This is a genomic window from Blautia hansenii DSM 20583 (genome assembly GCF_002222595.2).
Classification (GTDB): Bacteria; Bacillota; Clostridia; order Lachnospirales; family Lachnospiraceae; genus Blautia; species Blautia hansenii.
In genome coordinates this window covers 2398321-2414943 of sequence record NZ_CP022413.2, presented here as the reverse complement: position 1 = coordinate 2414943, position 16623 = coordinate 2398321, and the positions used below count along the sequence as shown (strand labels likewise).

Below are 16623 nucleotides of genomic sequence, written 5' to 3'. Positions count from 1 at the left end.
AATAGGTTTATCAAAATACGTGAAAATAGGAAGAGGAGGAAATGTAGATGAAGGGGAAGCGTGTATTATTTGCGGCAGCAGGGATTGCCATATTGTTATGCTCCGGATGTGCACAAGACGAAGGAAAAAGTTCTTCTGCCACAACTGTTCCGGAAAGTTTTTTGAAGGAGGTATTTACCACAGATTTTGAAAAACGATATACAGAATTTCAGAAGGACAATGATACAGAAAAGTATTATGATACATTTTCAGATTGTGCTTCCGAGGCGTGTATAGAGGCTATGAGCGGTGACAGAATGCCTTTAAAATACGATAAGAAAGCAGAGGAGAATTCTGCAAAGGCAAAGGTTTTGGAAGTGAAATGTGAAGTGGATGAAGACGGCGAGGGAGAATTTGAAGTATTGTTAGGATACGAGAAGGATGAGGATAAAAAAGAGAAAGCCACAGGACAAATCACTGTTATAGAGGAAGATGGAAAAGAGAAAGTAGACTCTTTTTTCTTAAGTAATATTGTTGAAGTAAAGTGAATAGACAACCTCTGCCGGTTTATATGAAATTTCGTTAGGAAAAGAAAACGGCAGAGGTATTTTAAGAATTGCAGTTTAAGAAAATTTCTTTAGAAAATTTTATAGGAATTGTAAAAAAGGTATTGACAATTTGTCAAAAATCAGTATATAATAGCAAGGCAGTCAGCGATAAGCTGACAGGAAACGGGATCTTAGCTCAGCTGGGAGAGCATCTGCCTTACAAGCAGAGGGTCACAGGTTCGAGCCCTGTAGGTCCCATTTCTTTTGCAAAAGCAAAGGGAAAAAGAGATGGCGAGATAGCTCAGTTGGCTAGAGCATACGGTTCATACCCGTAGTGTCGAGGGTTCGAATCCCCCTCTCGCTACTTGTCGAAAGACAAACATAAAATGGGATCTTAGCTCAGCTGGGAGAGCATCTGCCTTACAAGCAGAGGGTCACAGGTTCGAGCCCTGTAGGTCCCATTCTTTTGCAAAAGCAAAGAGAAAACAGATGGCGAGATAGCTCAGTTGGCTAGAGCATACGGTTCATACCCGTAGTGTCGAGGGTTCGAATCCCCCTCTCGCTACTTGTCGAAAGACAAAATATAAAATGGGATCTTAGCTCAGCTGGGAGAGCATCTGCCTTACAAGCAGAGGGTCACAGGTTCGAGCCCTGTAGGTCCCATTTCTTTTGTAAAAGCAAAGGAAAACAGATGGCGAGATAGCTCAGTTGGCTAGAGCATACGGTTCATACCCGTAGTGTCGAGGGTTCGAATCCCCCTCTCGCTACTAAAAGAATAGTTTTTGGAAAATAAGCTGTGACTTAGAAGGAGTCATGGCTTTTTTGTTTCATAAAAAATTGTGCTGCTGTGTAATCTTTTTTCATTAAAATGTGGTTTTCAATAAATGAAGTTTTGCTTATCTAATTACAATTCTGTATTCGGGGAATTCATGCTTTTATCCACAACAACAAAGGCAGGAGCTTCCCTAAATAGAGAACCTCCTGAAAAACAAACTCGAAACAACAAAAAGGAGGTTTTTATGACAGAAAAACTATTGCAGTGGCATCCGGCATTTTTTGCGGGTATTCAGATTGAATTTGGGGAGGAGGCAAAATACCTAGAATTCAAATCAGAATATGTACTTGGGACAAAGCCGATGATGATTGATGTGCCGATTAAGAAAAAAAGAAACACAGATACTAAAGAAAAATATAGGAAAGATATTTAGAAGGTACAATATCGTAGAGTATAAAAGTCCTGACGATTATCTATGTATTGATGACTTTTACAAAGGATATGCGTATACATATTTTTATAAGGCGGACAGAACACCGGTAAACTCGATTTTACTGGAAGAATTGCCGATTTCCTTTGTGTGTCAGAATTATCCAAGAGAGCTTTTTCGGCATATCGTTGGGGAAAGAAAACTACAAATTGAAAAAGTATATGCAGGGATTTATTATGTGATTGGTGACACCCTTCCTATTCAGATTATTGTTACCGGAGAGCTTTCTAAAAAAGAAAGTCTTTGGCTTAGGAACTTGACTAATCAGCTTAAAAGTACAAAAGATGCGGAAGAATTATTGAAGGATTATAAAAAACATAAGAAAAACACATTATACGAGTCTGTGATGGATATTATTGTGCGGGCAAACGAAGAAAAATTCGAGGAGGCGAAAAAGATGTGTAAGGCATTAGAAGAATTAATGAAAGATGAGCTGGAAGCAAAAAAGACAGAGGGGGGAGGAAATCGGAGAAGAGCGTGTCAATGAACTTACTTTAAAGCTTTCTAAACTGGGAAGAATAGAGGATATCATAAAAGCAGCTTCGGACAGAAGTTATCAGGAGCGCTTATTTAAAGAATTTGGATTATAAAAAAATAAAATATTTATCTATTTTATGAAGAGCATAAAATAGATAAATATTCTTTAGAGTTGTTTATAATTTTCTGGTTTTTTGAATGCAGGCTCTTACCGCATCCATAACGGCGCTTCGCATTCCTTCTTTTTCTAAAGTATTTACACCTTCAATGGTAGTTCCGGCAGGAGAACATACCATGTCTTTTAACTCACCGGGATGTTTTTTTGTTTCCAATACCATTTTTGCACTTCCGAGAACTGCCTGTGCAGCAAAATCATAAGCCTGTTTTCTGGGCATCCCCTCTGCAACAGCTCCGTCAGCCAAAGCTTCAATAAACATGAATACAAAAGCGGGAGAGCTTCCGCTGACTGCGCCTACAATATCAAGAATAGGTTCTGTAACAATATCTGCCTGTCCAAATGACCTTAAAAGTGTAAGAACATTTTGAAGATCTTCATCTGATGTCAGATTATCAGGGCATACACCTGTGACCCCTTCCCCTACAAGAGCAGGTGTGTTTGGCATGGTGCGGATGATTTTTTTATCATTTCCCAAATGCTCCTTCAGCCATTCCAGATTTTTTCCTGCAATTACAGAAATGATTACCTGTTTATCGGTTAAAGCATCTTTAATCTGAAGAGCTACATCGGTACAAAATTGAGGCTTGACTGCAAGAAAGAGATAATCCGCAGTTTTTGCAACTTCAAGATTATTTGTAGTACAGGAAATTCCCAGTGTATTTTGAATTTTTTGGGCAGAGCTTTGCGTTTTTACAGAAGCACAAATATCTTCAGGCTGTGCCAGTCCTTTATTTAAAATGCCGCCGATTATGGCAGATGCCATATTGCCGCAGCCGATAAATCCTAACTTCATAATTAAAATCCTCCTTTTTATCTATTATGCAGTTTTTTTATGTCATTTTCAAGTATTGCTTTCGTGACTATGCTATATTAAAATGAAAAGAAGAAAAACAGAGGAGACGAAAATTATGAGTAAAGAACTTTTTAGTGTTTATCATTGCAAAGCATGCAATAAAATTGAAGTGAGCCAGTATATTTCAAAAGAAGAAATGGAGGAATTGGGATTTACAGAGGAAGAATTAAAGCCCATTTGTCCTTTTACCGGAAGTTCTGATTTAGAAGAGCTGGGGCACATGCCGGAAGATGATTTACGCCATTTTGCCTACACAGATATTGAAGGTGTTAAGAAATATTTTAAAGAAAGAGAAGGAAAGTAACAGGATTTTTTCCTAATCATAAAATAATACTGTACCCGCAGATGTGCGTGCGCACGCTGCGGTAATTTTATATTTTATGGGGGAAATATGAAAAAGAAAATAAGTGTTTTATTTGCAGTTATACTGGGACTTACGGCTGCATTGAGCGGATGCGGCGAAGGAAAGAAAGAAGAGGGGCAGTTAGTTCCTGTGACACTGAATGAGGTTGCACATTCTGTGTTTTATGCACCTCAATATGTTGCCATAGAGGAAGGATATTTTGTAAAAGAGGGAATAAAACTTGAGCTGGTAACAGGATTTGGAGCAGACAAGGTAATGGCAGCCGTTCTTTCAGGAGATGCGGATATTGGATTTATGGGTTCAGAGGCAAGTATTTATGCCTATCAGCAGGGGGCACAGGATACAGTGGTGAATTTTGCACAGCTTACACAGAGAGCGGGGAATTTTTTGGTGGCAAGAGAAGAAATGCCTGACTTTCAGTGGAGTGATTTAAAAGGTGCAGATGTATTGGGAGGACGAAAAGGCGGTATGCCGGAAATGGTATTTGAATATATTCTAAAACAAAATGGAATAGATCCGGAAAAGGACGTAAATATTGACAGAAGCATTGATTTTGGTTCTACTGCGGCAGCTTTCATGGGGGGACAGGGAGATTTCAGTGTGGAATTTGAACCCTCTGCTACGGCTTTGGAGCAGCAGGATGCAGGTTATGTGGTAGCATCCTGTGGTGTGGACTCCGGTTATGTACCTTACACTGCTTATAGTACCAAAGATAGTTTTATGAAGGAAAATCCGGAGATTATTCAAGGATTTACCAATGCCTTACAAAAAGGGATGGATTACGTAAATACGCATACGTCGGATGAGATTGCCAAAATTATTAAACCGCAATTTCCGGAAAATGATTTAGAAACTATTGAGACCATTGTAGAACGTTATCAGGAACAGGAAACGTGGAAAGACAATTTAATCTTCGAGAAAAAGAGCTTTGAACTTTTGGAGAATATTTTAGAGGATGCAGGGGAATTGGAAAAAAGAGTCCCCTACGACAAATTGGTAAATACAGAATTTGCAGAAAAAGCAGCAAAGAAATAAAGCGTACATCTTCGCTTTTTATAGCTTTAAAGAAAGAGTGCTGTTTTGATATTCTGTGGAAAAGGTGACATCTTCCCCGAACCATGACGGAGGAAGAAAGTTTTCTGCTTCTTCTTTGGTAGAAAACTCTACTTCTGCAAGCCACAGGTTTTCATAAGGGGCATCAAAAACATCAAGTTCAATAGTGAGTGTATCAGAAAGAGGAAGCAGATAGCGTGTTTTTGATAAAACAATGCCGTCTGCTTTCTCTTTTAAATGCAGATAAGCAATTTCTGTAAGGGGAAGATTGTATTCTTCTCGAACCAGAAGTCCTTTTCCTTTATAAGTCAAGAAGTATTCTTCATCCTGTTTGCGTATACGAACCACAGGTTCGGTGCATAAGTATGCCTGTTCGATTTTTTTATATGGATAAGTGTCAAGATTTTCCGGTAATTTGTGGATAAGATATTTTCTTTCTATCTCCATAAGAAACCTCCGTTTTTCGTTGAATAAAAAGTAAATGTATCATATAATTTTTTCAAAGAAAAAGCAAGTAAAATTAAAGAGAGGAAGAAAATGGAATTTATATTTGAAAAAGCCGTTCAAAAAGACAGAGAAGAAATTTGGAAAGTTATGAAAGAAGCGGCGCAGACCGTGAAGAAAAAGGAATGGTTTGCAGCAGGTGATGAAGCGTATATCCAAGAAATGCTGGAGGGAGAAGGTTTTATTATTCTTGCAAGAGAAAAAGAAAGCAGGGAACTGGCAGGATTTTTTATTGTGGTTGTTCCGGGAGAAGAGGATTATATGGGCGTTTATGCAGACGTTCCTAAGGAGGATACGGATAAAATCGTGCACATGGATACGGCGGCAGTAAAAAGTAGTTTTCGGGGAAATAAATTGCAGCAAAAGATGTTGGAAAAAGCGGAAGAAGAATTGGTGCAAAGAATGAAAGAAAAACAGCATACTGTACAATATCGTTTGTGTTCGGTACATCCGGAAAATACATTCAGCCTTTTTAACATGACAGAAAACGGATATGAGATTAAGGCGAGAACGCAGTTGTATGGCGGCTTAGAGAGATTTGTGTTATGCAAAAAGGCAGTTTTAATTTAGAAAAAGTTTACAGATAAAACAGAAAGTTTGTGCTATACTTAACGTCATGAACGGAAAAAAGAAAAGAGGGATAGAATGGCAAAAATATGTGTATTTACAGCAGATGGTTTCGAAGAAATTGAAGGGCTGACCGTAGTGGATTTACTTCGCAGAGCAGGGGCGGAGGTTCTTATGGTGTCTGTGGGAGAAGGACTTACAGTAAAGGGCGCTCATAATATAGAATTGAAGGCAGATGTGCTTTTTGATGAGACATGTTATGAAGATGCAGATGTATTGGTACTTCCGGGAGGAATGCCGGGAACTTTGAATTTGAGAAATCATGAGAAGCTTTGTGCACTTTTAAAGGAATTTGCAGCGAAGGATAAGAAAATAGCTGCAATTTGTGCAGCTCCTATGATTTTGGGTGAGCTGGGACTTTTAAAAGGAAAGAAAGCAACCTGCTATCCGGGCTTTGAAGATAAGCTTATAGAGGCAGAAGTGTGTACCGACAGGGTAGTAAGAGACGGAAACATTACCACCAGCAGAGGTCTTGGTACGGCAATTCCTTTTGCATTGGAGCTGATTTCCCAGCTTTATGGAAAAGAAAAAGCAGAAGAAATAAAAAAATCAGTGATTTACGGGCATTGATGAAAAAATACTGGCGTTTTCAATATCCTTGTGTTATACTGTGTAAATGACTGCAAGTATGAAAACAGCGCTGTTTAATCTTATTTTTATTAAACAGAGTGCATATAGAATTCAAGGAGGAATTATTTACAATGAGTGTACAGGTAGAAAACTTAGAAAAAAACATGGCGAAGCTTACAATCGAAGTTTCTGCAGAAGAATTTGAAAAAGCAGTACAGAATGCTTACCTTAGAAGCAGAGGAAAAATCACAATTCCAGGTTTCCGTAAAGGAAAAGCACCTCGTGTTATGATTGAAAAAATGTATGGAGCAGGTATCTTCTTTGAAGATGCAGCAAACGCTTTAATTCAGGCGGAATATCCAAAGGCAGCAGATGAAAGCGGTCTTGAAATCGTTTCTCAGCCTGAAATCGATGTTGTTCAGATTGAAAAAGGAAAATCCTTTATCTTTACAGCAGAAGTAGCAGTAAAACCGGAAGTTACATTAGGCGAATACAAAGGTCTTGAAGTAGAAGTAAGTCCTGCTGATGTTACAGAAGAAGAAATTGCTGCTGAATTAAAGAGAGAGCAGGAAAATAACTCCAGAACAATCGACGTAGATGACAGAGCAGTTGCTGACGGCGACATGGTGACTTTAGATTTCGAAGGATTTGTTGACGGTGTTGCATTTGAAGGCGGAAAAGGAACAGATTATCCTCTGACAATCGGTTCTAACTCCTTTATTCCTGGATTTGAAGAACAGTTAGTAGGCGCTGAAATCGGTGTTGAAAAAGAAGTAAACGTTACATTCCCGGAAAACTATCATGCAAATGATTTAGCAGGAAAAGCTGCTGTATTCAAATGCACAGTAAAAGCAATCAAAGTAAAAGAACTTCCGGAATTAGATGATGAATTTGCAAAAGATGTTTCTGAATTCGATACTTTAGATGCTTACAAAGCAGATATCGAAAAGAAATTAAAAGAACGTAAAGAAGCTGTTGCAAAACGTGAAAGAGAAGACAAAGCAGTAGACGCTGTAATTGAAAATGCACAGATGGATATTCCGGAAGCTATGATCCAGAACCAAATTCAGCAGTTAATGCAGGATTTCATCCGCAGAATGCAGGCGCAGGGCTTATCTATTGACCAGTACTATCAGTTTACAGGTCTTGACAATGCGAAAATTCAGGAACAGATGCGTCCACAGGCATTAAAGAGAATTCAGAGCCGTCTTGTATTAGAGAAGATTGCTGAAACAGAAAATATTCAGATTTCTGATGAAAAATTCGAAGAAGAATTAAAAGCAATGGCTGACATGTACAAAATGGAAGTTGAAAAATTAAAAGAAGTAATGGGTGACTACGAAAAAGAACAGATTAAGAAAGATATGGCTGTTCAGGAAGCAGTTACTTTAGTTGCAGAGTCTGCAAAAGTAGTAGAGAAAAAAGAAGAAAAAGCTGAATAAGAAGCAGAATTGCTATATTCAGTAAGAATAGGAGGAGTTTCATGAGTTTAGTACCATACGTCATTGAACAGACAAGCCGCGGTGAAAGAAACTACGACATCTATTCCAGATTATTAAAAGACAGAATTATTTTTCTGGGAGAAGAAGTAACAGATGTATCTGCAAATTTAATTGCAGCACAGCTTCTTTTCTTGGAGTCTGAAGATCCCGGAAAGGATATTCATTTATACATTAACAGCCCCGGTGGTTCCGTAACGGCAGGAATGGTGATTTATGATACCATGCAGTATATCAAATGCGATGTATCTACGATTTGTATGGGATTGGCAGCCAGCATGGGAGCATTCCTTCTGGCAGGCGGTGCAAAAGGAAAGAGAATGGCTCTTCCAAATGCAGAAATTATGATACACCAGCCTTCCGGCGGTGCACAGGGACAGGCAACAGAGATTGACATTGTAGCACAGCAGATTTTGAAGACAAGACATAAACTGAATTCAATTCTGGCGCAGAACACAGGTCAGACTCTGGAAACCATTGCAAGAGATACTGAAAGAGACAACTATATGACAGCGCAGGAAGCTATGGCTTATGGTTTAATCGACTCAGTAATCGAGCACAGATAGCGACAGAAGATAAGACTCCTGCATACAGTTGCGGGAGTCTTTTACCTTTAAGAAAGATTTGGAAGTAGAAACAGAAAGGAAAGAAGACATGGCAAATAAAGGGAATGATATAAGAATTCGGTGTTCCTTTTGCGGAAAAACAGACGACCAGGTGAGAAAACTGATTGCAGGTCCTGATGACACATTTATCTGTGATGAATGTATCGGACTTTGTTCAGAAATCATAAACGAAGAATTAAAACAGCCATACGATGAAGCTTTGGCAGGAGAAATTAATTTATTAAAGCCTCAGGAAATCAAAGAAATCTTAGATGAGTATGTAATCGGACAGGACGAAGCCAAAAAAGTGCTTTCTGTTGCGGTATACAATCATTATAAAAGAGTCCTTTCCGGAGGAAATACAGATGTAGAACTGCAAAAAAGTAATATTTTAATGTTAGGTCCTACCGGTTCAGGAAAAACTCTTCTTGCACAGACACTTGCAAGACTGTTAAATGTTCCCTTTGCTATTGCAGATGCAACAACATTGACAGAAGCGGGATATGTAGGAGAAGACGTTGAGAATATTCTGCTGAAGATTATTCAGGCGGCAGATTATGATATTGAACGGGCGCAGTACGGAATTATTTATATTGATGAAATTGATAAGATTACAAGAAAATCTGAAAATGCTTCTATTACCAGAGATGTTTCCGGTGAAGGTGTTCAGCAGGCTTTACTGAAAATTGTAGAGGGAACAGTTGCAAGCGTACCGCCACAGGGTGGCAGAAAGCATCCGCAGCAGGAATTTATTCAGATTGATACTACCAACATTCTCTTTATCTGCGGCGGTGCTTTTGAAGGATTAGATAAAATTATCGAGACCAGAAAAGATACAAAAGCCATCGGATTTAACGCACAGGTGCAGACAAAAGAGGAAAAGAACGTAGGCGAGCTTTTAAAAGAAGTGATGCCGCAGGACCTTGTCAAATTCGGTTTAATTCCTGAATTTGTAGGACGTGTTCCTGTTGTAGTTTCCTTAAATGCTCTTGATAAAAATGCGTTGGTAAAAATTCTTACAGAGCCGAAAAATTCTCTTGTACGTCAGTATCAGACTTTGTTTAATCTTGACGGAATTAATCTGGAGTTTGAAGGAGAAGCCTTGGAAGCCATTGCAGACAAATCCATGGAAAGAAAAACAGGAGCCAGAGGTTTGCGTGCGATTATGGAAAACTCCATGATGGATTTAATGTACACGGCGCCTTCTGATGACAGCATTGTAAGCTGCACTATTACCAAAGATGTGGTAGACGGAACAGGAGAAGCTTTGGTAGAGCGCAGAGAATTGCCGGTATCCTCAAGAAGAAGTAAAGGAACAAAGAATAACCGTAAGAAGAAAGAGACACCGGAAATTGCGTAAAAGACTGGTTACAGGATGAAGGAGGAGCGAGAATGAGTGACATGATACAGCATTTGCCGGCAATCGCCCTTAGAGGTACGACCATTCTTCCTGATATGATTGTTCATTTTGATGTAAGTCGGGAAAAGTCTATAAAAGCCATAGAAAAAGCCATGGTTCAGGATCAGAGAGTTTTCCTGATTACACAAAGAGACCCACAGACGGAAGAACCTTCACAGGAGGATTTGTATACAGTAGGTATAATCGGGGAAATCAAGCAGTTAGTGAAAAACAGAAAAAACATGGTTCAAGTGCTGGTAGAAGGAAAGCAAAGAGCAGAGCTTGTGCGTTTTGACAGTGAAGACGTGTATTTGGAAGCAGAGGTAGCGCTGTTTGAGGAGGAAGAGATTTCTCTGGATGAAAATGTAAAAGAAGCCATGCTTCGAGGTATAAAAGAACTGTTTGTGCGTTACTGTAATGAAAATACAAAAATGAGTAAAGACTTGGCAGGGCAAATTCTGGAAATTGAAGAAATTGAAAAGGTAATTGACCAGATTGCGGTAAATCTGCCAATGAAATACGAAGATAAACAGAAGATACTCGAGGCTGCCTCTTTGGAGGACAGATATGAAACTCTGGGTATGATTTTAAGCAATGAAATTGAAATCATGCAAATCCGTATAGATTTAAGCAATAAAGTAAAAGAACGTGTGGATAAAAATCAGCGGGAATATATTTTGCGTGAGCAGATGAAAGTCATCCGTGAAGAATTAGGAGATCAGGACACGGTTTCGGAGGCTGACCGCTTTAAAGAGCAGACGGACAAGCTGAAAGCTTCTAAAGAAGTGAAAGAAAAAATCTATAAGGAAATCCAGCGTTTTCAAAATGCAGCGGGAGTACAGGCGGAAGCAGGTGTGGCACGCAGCTATATTGAAACCTTGTTGTCACTTCCTTGGGATAAAGCCTCAAGAGATAATAAAAATCTGAAAAAAGCAAATAAAATTCTGGAAGAAGACCATTATGGACTGGAAAAAGTAAAAGAAAGAATTATGGAGTTTCTGGCAGTACGCACGCTGACAAAAAAAGGAGAAAGTCCTATTCTTTGTCTGGCAGGACCTCCGGGAACAGGAAAGACTTCCATTGCACGTTCTGTGGCAAGAGCTTTGGATAAAGAATATGTGCGTATTTCACTGGGCGGTGTCAGAGACGAAGCGGAAATTAGAGGACACAGAAGAACTTACATCGGAGCAATGCCTGGAAGAATTGCCAATGGTTTAATTCAGGCAGGAGTAAAAAATCCACTGGTTCTTTTGGATGAAATCGATAAGGTAAGCAGCGATTATAAAGGGGATACCTCTTCTGCGCTATTGGAAGTTTTAGATGCAGAGCAGAATAAGAAATTCAGAGACCATTATGTGGAAATTCCGTTGGATTTATCAGAAGTGTTGTTTATTGCAACTGCCAATGATTTACAGACAATCCCAAGACCTCTTTTAGACCGTATGGAAATTATTGAGGTAAGCAGCTATACAGAGAATGAGAAATCCCACATTGCAATGGAACACTTAATTCCAAAACAGGTGAAGAAACATGGCTTGAAAAAAGAGCAGCTCTGTATTGAAGAAGCTGCCCTTCATGAAATTATTGCCGGTTATACAAAGGAAGCCGGTGTGAGAAGTCTGGAGCGGAGAATTGGTGAAATCTGCAGAAAAACAGCCCGCAAAATTCTGGAAGAAAAAGAAGAAACCGTTACTGTAAATAAGGAAAATCTGGAGAACTTCTTAGGAAGGGCACGTTATACCTATCAAAAAAAGAATGAAACAGATGAAGTCGGTATTGTAAGAGGACTGGCATGGACGAGCGTAGGCGGAGATACTTTGCAGATTGAGGTAAATCTTATGCCGGGAAAAGGTGATTTCCTTCTTACCGGTCAGTTGGGTGATGTTATGAAGGAGTCTGCACAGACAGGAATTAGCTATATTCGTTCTGTTGCAGAGAAATATCATATTGATGCGGACTTTTTTAAAGAGCATGATATACATATTCATATTCCGGAAGGCGCTGTGCCGAAGGATGGACCATCCGCAGGTATTACCATGGCAACAGCCATGCTTTCTGCCATAACAGAAGTTCCTGTAAAGGCAGACGTAGCTATGACAGGAGAAATTACCTTGCGGGGAAGAGTTCTTCCAATCGGTGGATTAAAGGAAAAACTGTTGGCTGCAAAAAGTGCGGGAATTGAAAAAGTCTTAATTCCTTTTGAAAATCAGGCAGACGTTGAGGAAATGGAAAAGGAAATTACAGAAGGTCTTGAAATTGTACCTGTAAAAACAATGGAAGAAGTCTTAAAGCAGGCTTTCGCAGAAAAAAAGTAAAATGGAGGAACACACATGGTTATTAAACATGTAGCGCTGGACATTGTCTGTGGTATTACCAGCATCCTTCCTGAAAATGAAGTTCCGGAAATTGCATTTGCAGGAAAATCAAATGTTGGCAAGTCATCCCTGATTAATGCACTGATGAACAGAAAATCACTGGCACGTACCAGTGCATCTCCGGGAAAAACCCAGACTATCAATTTTTATAATGTCAATCATGAGATGTATCTGGTGGATTTGCCGGGATATGGTTATGCAAAAGTATCCCAGTCGGTAAAAGAGCAGTGGGGAAAGCTGATTGAGCGATATCTTCATAAGTCAAAGCAGTTAAAGGCAGTTTTTCTGTTGATTGATATTCGTCATAAACCCTCAGAAAATGATAAGACCATGTATGATTGGATTGTATATAACGGATATCAGCCGATTATTATTGCTACAAAATCAGATAAGCTAAAGAGAAGTCAAATTCAAAAGCAGTTAAAGATTATTAAAGAGGGGCTGGAACTGCCCAAAGGAGCTCAAATTATACCGTTTTCCGCACAGACCAAGCAGGGCAGAGAAGAAATATGGGCTCTTGCCGAGGAGCTTTTATTTGCAGATGTTCAAACGGAAGCATAGAGCGCAGGCGAGAGGGATAGTATGTTAAAAGGAATTATATTTGATATGGACGGGGTATTGATTAATAGTGAGCCATTTCATTTCAGAGTTTGGGAGGAGACGTTAAAAAGGCGGGGAATTCATATAGAATATGAAATTTACAAACCTTGCATCGGCTCTACCATAGGTTTTTTAATGAATTTGCTTCATGAGCATTATGGGATTTCCCGAAATGATGAAAGTCTGATAAAAGAAATGAAGGAAATCAAGGAGGAAATGCTTAAAAAGCAGGGATATCCTCCTTTAATCCCTCATGTAAAAGAACTTCTTCACAGACTTTTTGAGTCCGGTTATGATATGGCAGTGGCTTCCTCTTCTCCGTTAGAATATATTGAAGCCGTAACAGGACACTGGGGAATACAAAAATATTTTAAGCAGCTTGTCAGCGGCGAGTCTGTAAAAAATCCCAAGCCTGCGCCTGATGTGTTTATAAAAACAGCAGAGCTTATGGGGATGAAGTCAAAGGAATGTCTTGTAGTGGAGGACTCCCAAAATGGCTGTAAGGCTGCAAAGGCGGCGGATATGACATGTATGGCTTTTTATAATCCGGACTCAGGAAAGCAGGATTTGGGTTTAGCATCTGTGGTTGTGGAAGGCTTTGAGGAAATAGATAAGAGCTTTGTGGAAAAAATTTACTGTCACAGCCGTCATATCCCTGCACTGGTTTGTGAAACACCCAGACTTCTTATTCGGGAAATGAAAAAAGAAGATATTCCCCGTTTGATGGAAATCTGTGCACAGGAGACATCAAAAGATGCCTGTGAGGGTGTGGCAAAACCGTTGACAGAAGAACTGGAAGGCTTTGAGGCATATCGTACCTATATGTATGAAATGTGCGATATGGGATATTGGTGTGTTGTGAAGAAAGATACAGACGAGATTATAGGACGTGCAGGTGTAGAACCGAAATTCTGGAACAATAATAAAAGTGTGGTAGAATTGGGTTACATTATTGATGAGAATTTCAGGAGGCTGGGCTTTGCTTATGAAGCCTGCAAGGCGATTTTAAAGGTGGCTTATGAAAGAGGCGCTGTTTATTTATATTGCAGAATAAAAGAAGGAAATATACCTTCGTTGAATTTAGCAAAGAAACTGGGCTTTGAGAAAATCGATTATCATCTGCAGGAAGACAGTGAAAATATGCAGGTTTGGAGATATGCTTGCAGAGAAATGGAAAATCAGCTACAATAAGAGAAATCTAAAGAAAGGTTTTTCATATCAGGAAAAGGAAAAGCGATGGAAATTATAAAATCCAGAAAACTAAAATATGAATATGTAAAATATGATGATAACGGACAGCCCTGCGAAAGCTATACCGCAGTGAAGGATGTTGATTTTGATGTAAAGGCAGGACAATTTATTTCAATTTTGGGGCATAACGGCTCAGGAAAGTCTACACTGGCAAAACATATCAATGCGCTGCTGCTTCCGACAGAGGGAAGTATATGGATTGACGGAACAGATACGAAAGCTATGGATGAGCTTTGGAAAATCCGTCAGAAAGCAGGAATGGTTTTCCAAAATCCGGATAATCAGATTATCGGTACGGTAGTGGAAGAGGATGTTGGATTTGGACCTGAAAATATGGGAATACCCACAGGGAAAATATGGAAAAGGGTGGATAAAAGCTTAGAGTCCGTGGGAATGACAGCTTTTCGTCATCGTTCTCCTAACAAGCTGTCAGGAGGACAAAAGCAGCGTGTTGCCATAGCAGGTGTTTTGGCAATGCACCCAAAATGTATTATTTTAGATGAGCCGACGGCAATGCTGGATCCAAATGGCAGAAAAGAGGTTTTAGCAGCTGTTCATGAGCTGAATAAAACAGAGGGCATTACTGTAATTTTAATCACACATTATATGGAAGAGGTTATTGACTCCGATAAGGTTTTTGTGATGGATCAGGGACAGGTTGTGATGGAAGGAACTCCAAGAGAAATTTTCTCAAGAGTAGAGGAATTAAAGAAATATCGTCTTGATGTGCCGCAGGTAACACTTCTTGCCCATGAATTAAAAAAGGCAGGGGTAGACCTTCCAGATGGAATACTTACGACAAAGGAATTGGTGGATAAGCTATGTCATTAAAATTAGAACATGTTACGTACACTTATAATCCAGGAACTGCGTACGAAATGCACGCTTTAAAGGATATTTCCTTAGAAATTCCGGCAGGACAGTTTGTGGGAATTATTGGTCATACAGGAAGCGGAAAATCAACCTTAATCCAGCATTTTAACGGGCTGATGCGCCCTACCTCAGGTATAGTATCTTACAAAGAGGAAAATATCTGGCAGGAAGCGTATTCCTTGAAACGTCTTCGCAGTCAGGTTGGCTTGGTTTTTCAATATCCGGAGCATCAGCTTTTTGAAGCGGATGTTTTATCCGATGTGTGTTTTGGACCGAAAAATCAGGGACTTTCCAACGAGGAAGCAGAGAAAAAGGCAATAGAGGCATTGCAGCAGGTAGGACTGAAAGAAAAATATTATAAGAGCTCTCCTTTTGAACTGTCAGGAGGACAAAAACGCCGAGTTGCCATAGCAGGCGTTTTAGCAATGGAGCCGGAGGTGCTTATTTTGGACGAGCCTACGGCAGGACTTGACCCAAAGGGAAGAGATGAGATTTTAGACCAGATTGCTTATCTTCATGACCGGAGAAAGATTACCGTTATTCTGGTTTCCCACAGTATGGAGGATATTGCCAGATATGTAGAACGTATTCTGGTAATGAACAAGGGCGAAAAAGCTTTTGACGGTACACCGAAGGAGGTCTTTGCACATTATAAAGAGCTGGAACAGATTGGGCTTGCAGCTCCTCAGATTACGTATATTATGAATGAACTTCAGGAAGCAGGGCTTCCCTGTGACTGTTCTGCGATTACCGTGGAGGAAGCAAAGGCAAGTATTTTAAAGGCACTGGAGAAAAGAAAAAATGATTAGAGATATTACCATAGGACAATATTATCCCGCAGACTCTGTTCTGCACCGTCTGGACCCCAGAACGAAATTTATTGGTACGTTTATTTATCTGGTTTCTCTTTTTGTAGCAGACTCTTTTTGGGGATATGTGATTGCCACCTGTTTTTTGGCAGGGTTGATTATTTTATCAAAAGTACCCGTAAAATTCATGCTCAAGGGTCTGAAGCCGCTGTTTATTATTCTGTTAATTACAGTAGCGTTTAACTTATTTTTAGTACCGGGAGAGGTTATCTGGAGCTTTGGATTTTTGAAGCTTACCAGAGAAGGTATTGCACAGGCAATTAAAATCGGTATTCGATTGATTTATCTGGTTATCGGTTCTTCTATTATGACATTGACGACCACACCAAACCAGCTTACAGACGGATTAGAAAGAATTTTACATCCGTTAAATAAAATTCATGTGCCGGTACATGAAATTTCTATGATGATGTCCATTGCACTGCGCTTTATTCCTATTTTATTGGAGGAAACCGATAAGATTATGAAGGCACAGATTGCACGTGGAGCAGATTTTGAAAGCGGTAATTTAATTCAGAAGGCAAAAGGATTAATTCCACTGTTAGTTCCATTGTTTATCTCAGCTTTTCGCCGTGCGGATGATTTGGCAATGGCAATGGAAGCAAGATGTTATCATGGTGGTGATGACAGGACACAGATGAAGCCTCTTGTTTATAAAAGCAGAGACTATGTAGCTTACGGTATTGCGGTGGTTTATCTGGCGATTGATATTGCCGTTCGTGTGCTTCTGTAAG

General features: G+C 39.6%; 19 protein-coding genes and 6 tRNA genes. 23 read left to right on the top strand and 2 right to left on the bottom strand.

Translation table 11 applies throughout. The annotated features are described in order from the left end of the window. Positions 1 to 47 precede the first annotated feature (47 nt). The 10 genes from CGC63_RS12265 to CGC63_RS15710 all read left to right on the top strand — a co-directional run bounded on the left by CGC63_RS12265 (position 48) and on the right by CGC63_RS15710 (position 2382). On the top strand, positions 48 to 527 hold the full coding sequence (locus CGC63_RS12265) for a hypothetical protein (RefSeq protein ID WP_003022584.1): 480 nt from the start codon (positions 48 to 50) through the stop codon (positions 525 to 527). Positions 528 to 712: 185 nt separating this feature from the next. Beyond that, positions 713 to 785 (top strand) — tRNA-Val (locus tag CGC63_RS12260). Between the two features lie 32 nt (positions 786 to 817). Continuing rightward, positions 818 to 891 (top strand) — tRNA-Met (locus CGC63_RS12255). 24 nt (positions 892 to 915) lie between these two features. Continuing rightward, a tRNA-Val gene (locus CGC63_RS12250) sits at positions 916 to 988 on the top strand. Positions 989 to 1018: 30 nt separating this feature from the next. Then, positions 1019 to 1092 (top strand) — tRNA-Met (locus CGC63_RS12245). A gap of 25 nt (positions 1093 to 1117) precedes the next feature. Further along, a tRNA-Val gene (locus CGC63_RS12240) sits at positions 1118 to 1190 on the top strand. A 30-nt stretch (positions 1191 to 1220) separates the two neighbouring features. After that, positions 1221 to 1294: transfer RNA gene (locus CGC63_RS12235), tRNA-Met, on the top strand. Between the two features lie 252 nt (positions 1295 to 1546). After that, positions 1547 to 1735 (top strand): hypothetical protein, encoded by a 189-nt coding sequence (locus CGC63_RS15715; protein WP_009246473.1) that lies wholly within the window; start codon positions 1547 to 1549, stop codon positions 1733 to 1735. Then, a complete protein-coding gene (locus tag CGC63_RS12230; RefSeq protein WP_003022580.1) occupies positions 1674 to 2279 on the top strand; it encodes a hypothetical protein in 606 nt (201 codons plus the stop codon). Before CGC63_RS15715 ends, CGC63_RS12230 begins: the two co-directional genes overlap by 62 nt. After that, positions 2221 to 2382, top strand: a complete 162-nt coding sequence (locus CGC63_RS15710; protein WP_242648465.1) for a hypothetical protein — start codon at positions 2221 to 2223, stop codon at positions 2380 to 2382. Before CGC63_RS12230 ends, CGC63_RS15710 begins: the two co-directional genes overlap by 59 nt. A gap of 63 nt (positions 2383 to 2445) precedes the next feature. Here CGC63_RS15710 and proC read toward each other — a convergent pair whose 3' ends face one another. After that, positions 2446 to 3240, bottom strand: coding sequence for a pyrroline-5-carboxylate reductase (gene proC, locus CGC63_RS12225; protein WP_003022578.1), 795 nt, complete (start codon positions 3238 to 3240; stop codon positions 2446 to 2448). Between the two features lie 115 nt (positions 3241 to 3355). Here proC and CGC63_RS12220 point away from each other — a divergent pair, with 115 nt between their 5' ends. Together CGC63_RS12220 and CGC63_RS12215 are read left to right on the top strand one after the other, a co-directional pair. Beyond that, the gene (locus CGC63_RS12220; protein ID WP_009246470.1) at positions 3356 to 3604 is read left to right on the top strand and encodes a hypothetical protein; all 249 of its coding nucleotides are present in this window, start codon (positions 3356 to 3358) and stop codon (positions 3602 to 3604) included. A gap of 87 nt (positions 3605 to 3691) precedes the next feature. Beyond that, positions 3692 to 4699 carry an ABC transporter substrate-binding protein gene (locus CGC63_RS12215; RefSeq protein ID WP_003022575.1) on the top strand — a complete coding sequence of 336 codons (1008 nt, stop codon included), beginning with the start codon at positions 3692 to 3694 and terminating at the stop codon, positions 4697 to 4699. 18 nt (positions 4700 to 4717) lie between these two features. Here the strand turns inward: CGC63_RS12215 and CGC63_RS12210 are convergent, their stop codons facing one another. Then, on the bottom strand, positions 4718 to 5164 hold the full coding sequence (locus CGC63_RS12210) for a CYTH domain-containing protein (RefSeq protein ID WP_003022573.1): 447 nt from the start codon (positions 5162 to 5164) through the stop codon (positions 4718 to 4720). 90 nt (positions 5165 to 5254) lie between these two features. Between CGC63_RS12210 and CGC63_RS12205 the strand changes: the two genes are divergently transcribed. The 11 genes from CGC63_RS12205 (at position 5255) to CGC63_RS12155 (ending at position 16622) form a co-directional block, all read left to right on the top strand. Further along, entirely contained in the window at positions 5255 to 5791 is a 537-nt protein-coding gene (locus CGC63_RS12205) for a hypothetical protein (protein WP_003022571.1), read from the top strand. Between the two features lie 75 nt (positions 5792 to 5866). Next, positions 5867 to 6418, top strand: coding sequence for a DJ-1 family glyoxalase III (locus CGC63_RS12200; protein WP_003022569.1), 552 nt, complete (start codon positions 5867 to 5869; stop codon positions 6416 to 6418). 131 nt (positions 6419 to 6549) lie between these two features. Then, positions 6550 to 7860 (top strand): trigger factor, encoded by a 1311-nt coding sequence (gene tig, locus CGC63_RS12195; RefSeq protein ID WP_040351201.1) that lies wholly within the window; start codon positions 6550 to 6552, stop codon positions 7858 to 7860. Positions 7861 to 7901: 41 nt separating this feature from the next. After that, entirely contained in the window at positions 7902 to 8483 is a 582-nt protein-coding gene (clpP, locus tag CGC63_RS12190) for an ATP-dependent Clp endopeptidase proteolytic subunit ClpP (RefSeq protein ID WP_003022564.1), read from the top strand. A gap of 88 nt (positions 8484 to 8571) precedes the next feature. Continuing rightward, positions 8572 to 9882 carry an ATP-dependent Clp protease ATP-binding subunit ClpX gene (gene clpX, locus CGC63_RS12185; RefSeq protein ID WP_040351239.1) on the top strand — a complete coding sequence of 437 codons (1311 nt, stop codon included), beginning with the start codon at positions 8572 to 8574 and terminating at the stop codon, positions 9880 to 9882. Between the two features lie 32 nt (positions 9883 to 9914). Beyond that, entirely contained in the window at positions 9915 to 12236 is a 2322-nt protein-coding gene (gene lon / locus CGC63_RS12180) for an endopeptidase La (RefSeq protein ID WP_003022561.1), read from the top strand. A 15-nt stretch (positions 12237 to 12251) separates the two neighbouring features. After that, positions 12252 to 12857, top strand: coding sequence for a ribosome biogenesis GTP-binding protein YihA/YsxC (gene yihA / locus CGC63_RS12175; protein WP_003022559.1), 606 nt, complete (start codon positions 12252 to 12254; stop codon positions 12855 to 12857). Between the two features lie 21 nt (positions 12858 to 12878). Further along, positions 12879 to 14087: a GNAT family N-acetyltransferase gene (locus tag CGC63_RS12170; protein ID WP_003022556.1), complete on the top strand. Its 1209-nt coding sequence runs from the start codon at positions 12879 to 12881 to the stop codon at positions 14085 to 14087. Positions 14088 to 14132: 45 nt separating this feature from the next. Further along, entirely contained in the window at positions 14133 to 14978 is an 846-nt protein-coding gene (locus CGC63_RS12165) for an energy-coupling factor transporter ATPase (RefSeq protein ID WP_003022554.1), read from the top strand. Further along, positions 14969 to 15829 (top strand): energy-coupling factor transporter ATPase, encoded by an 861-nt coding sequence (locus CGC63_RS12160; RefSeq protein WP_003022552.1) that lies wholly within the window; start codon positions 14969 to 14971, stop codon positions 15827 to 15829. The genes CGC63_RS12165 and CGC63_RS12160 overlap by 10 nt, the downstream gene beginning before the upstream one ends. Continuing rightward, on the top strand, positions 15822 to 16622 hold the full coding sequence (locus CGC63_RS12155; protein ID WP_003022550.1) for an energy-coupling factor transporter transmembrane component T family protein: 801 nt from the start codon (positions 15822 to 15824) through the stop codon (positions 16620 to 16622). The genes CGC63_RS12160 and CGC63_RS12155 overlap by 8 nt, the downstream gene beginning before the upstream one ends. Position 16623: the final 1 nt, after the last annotated feature.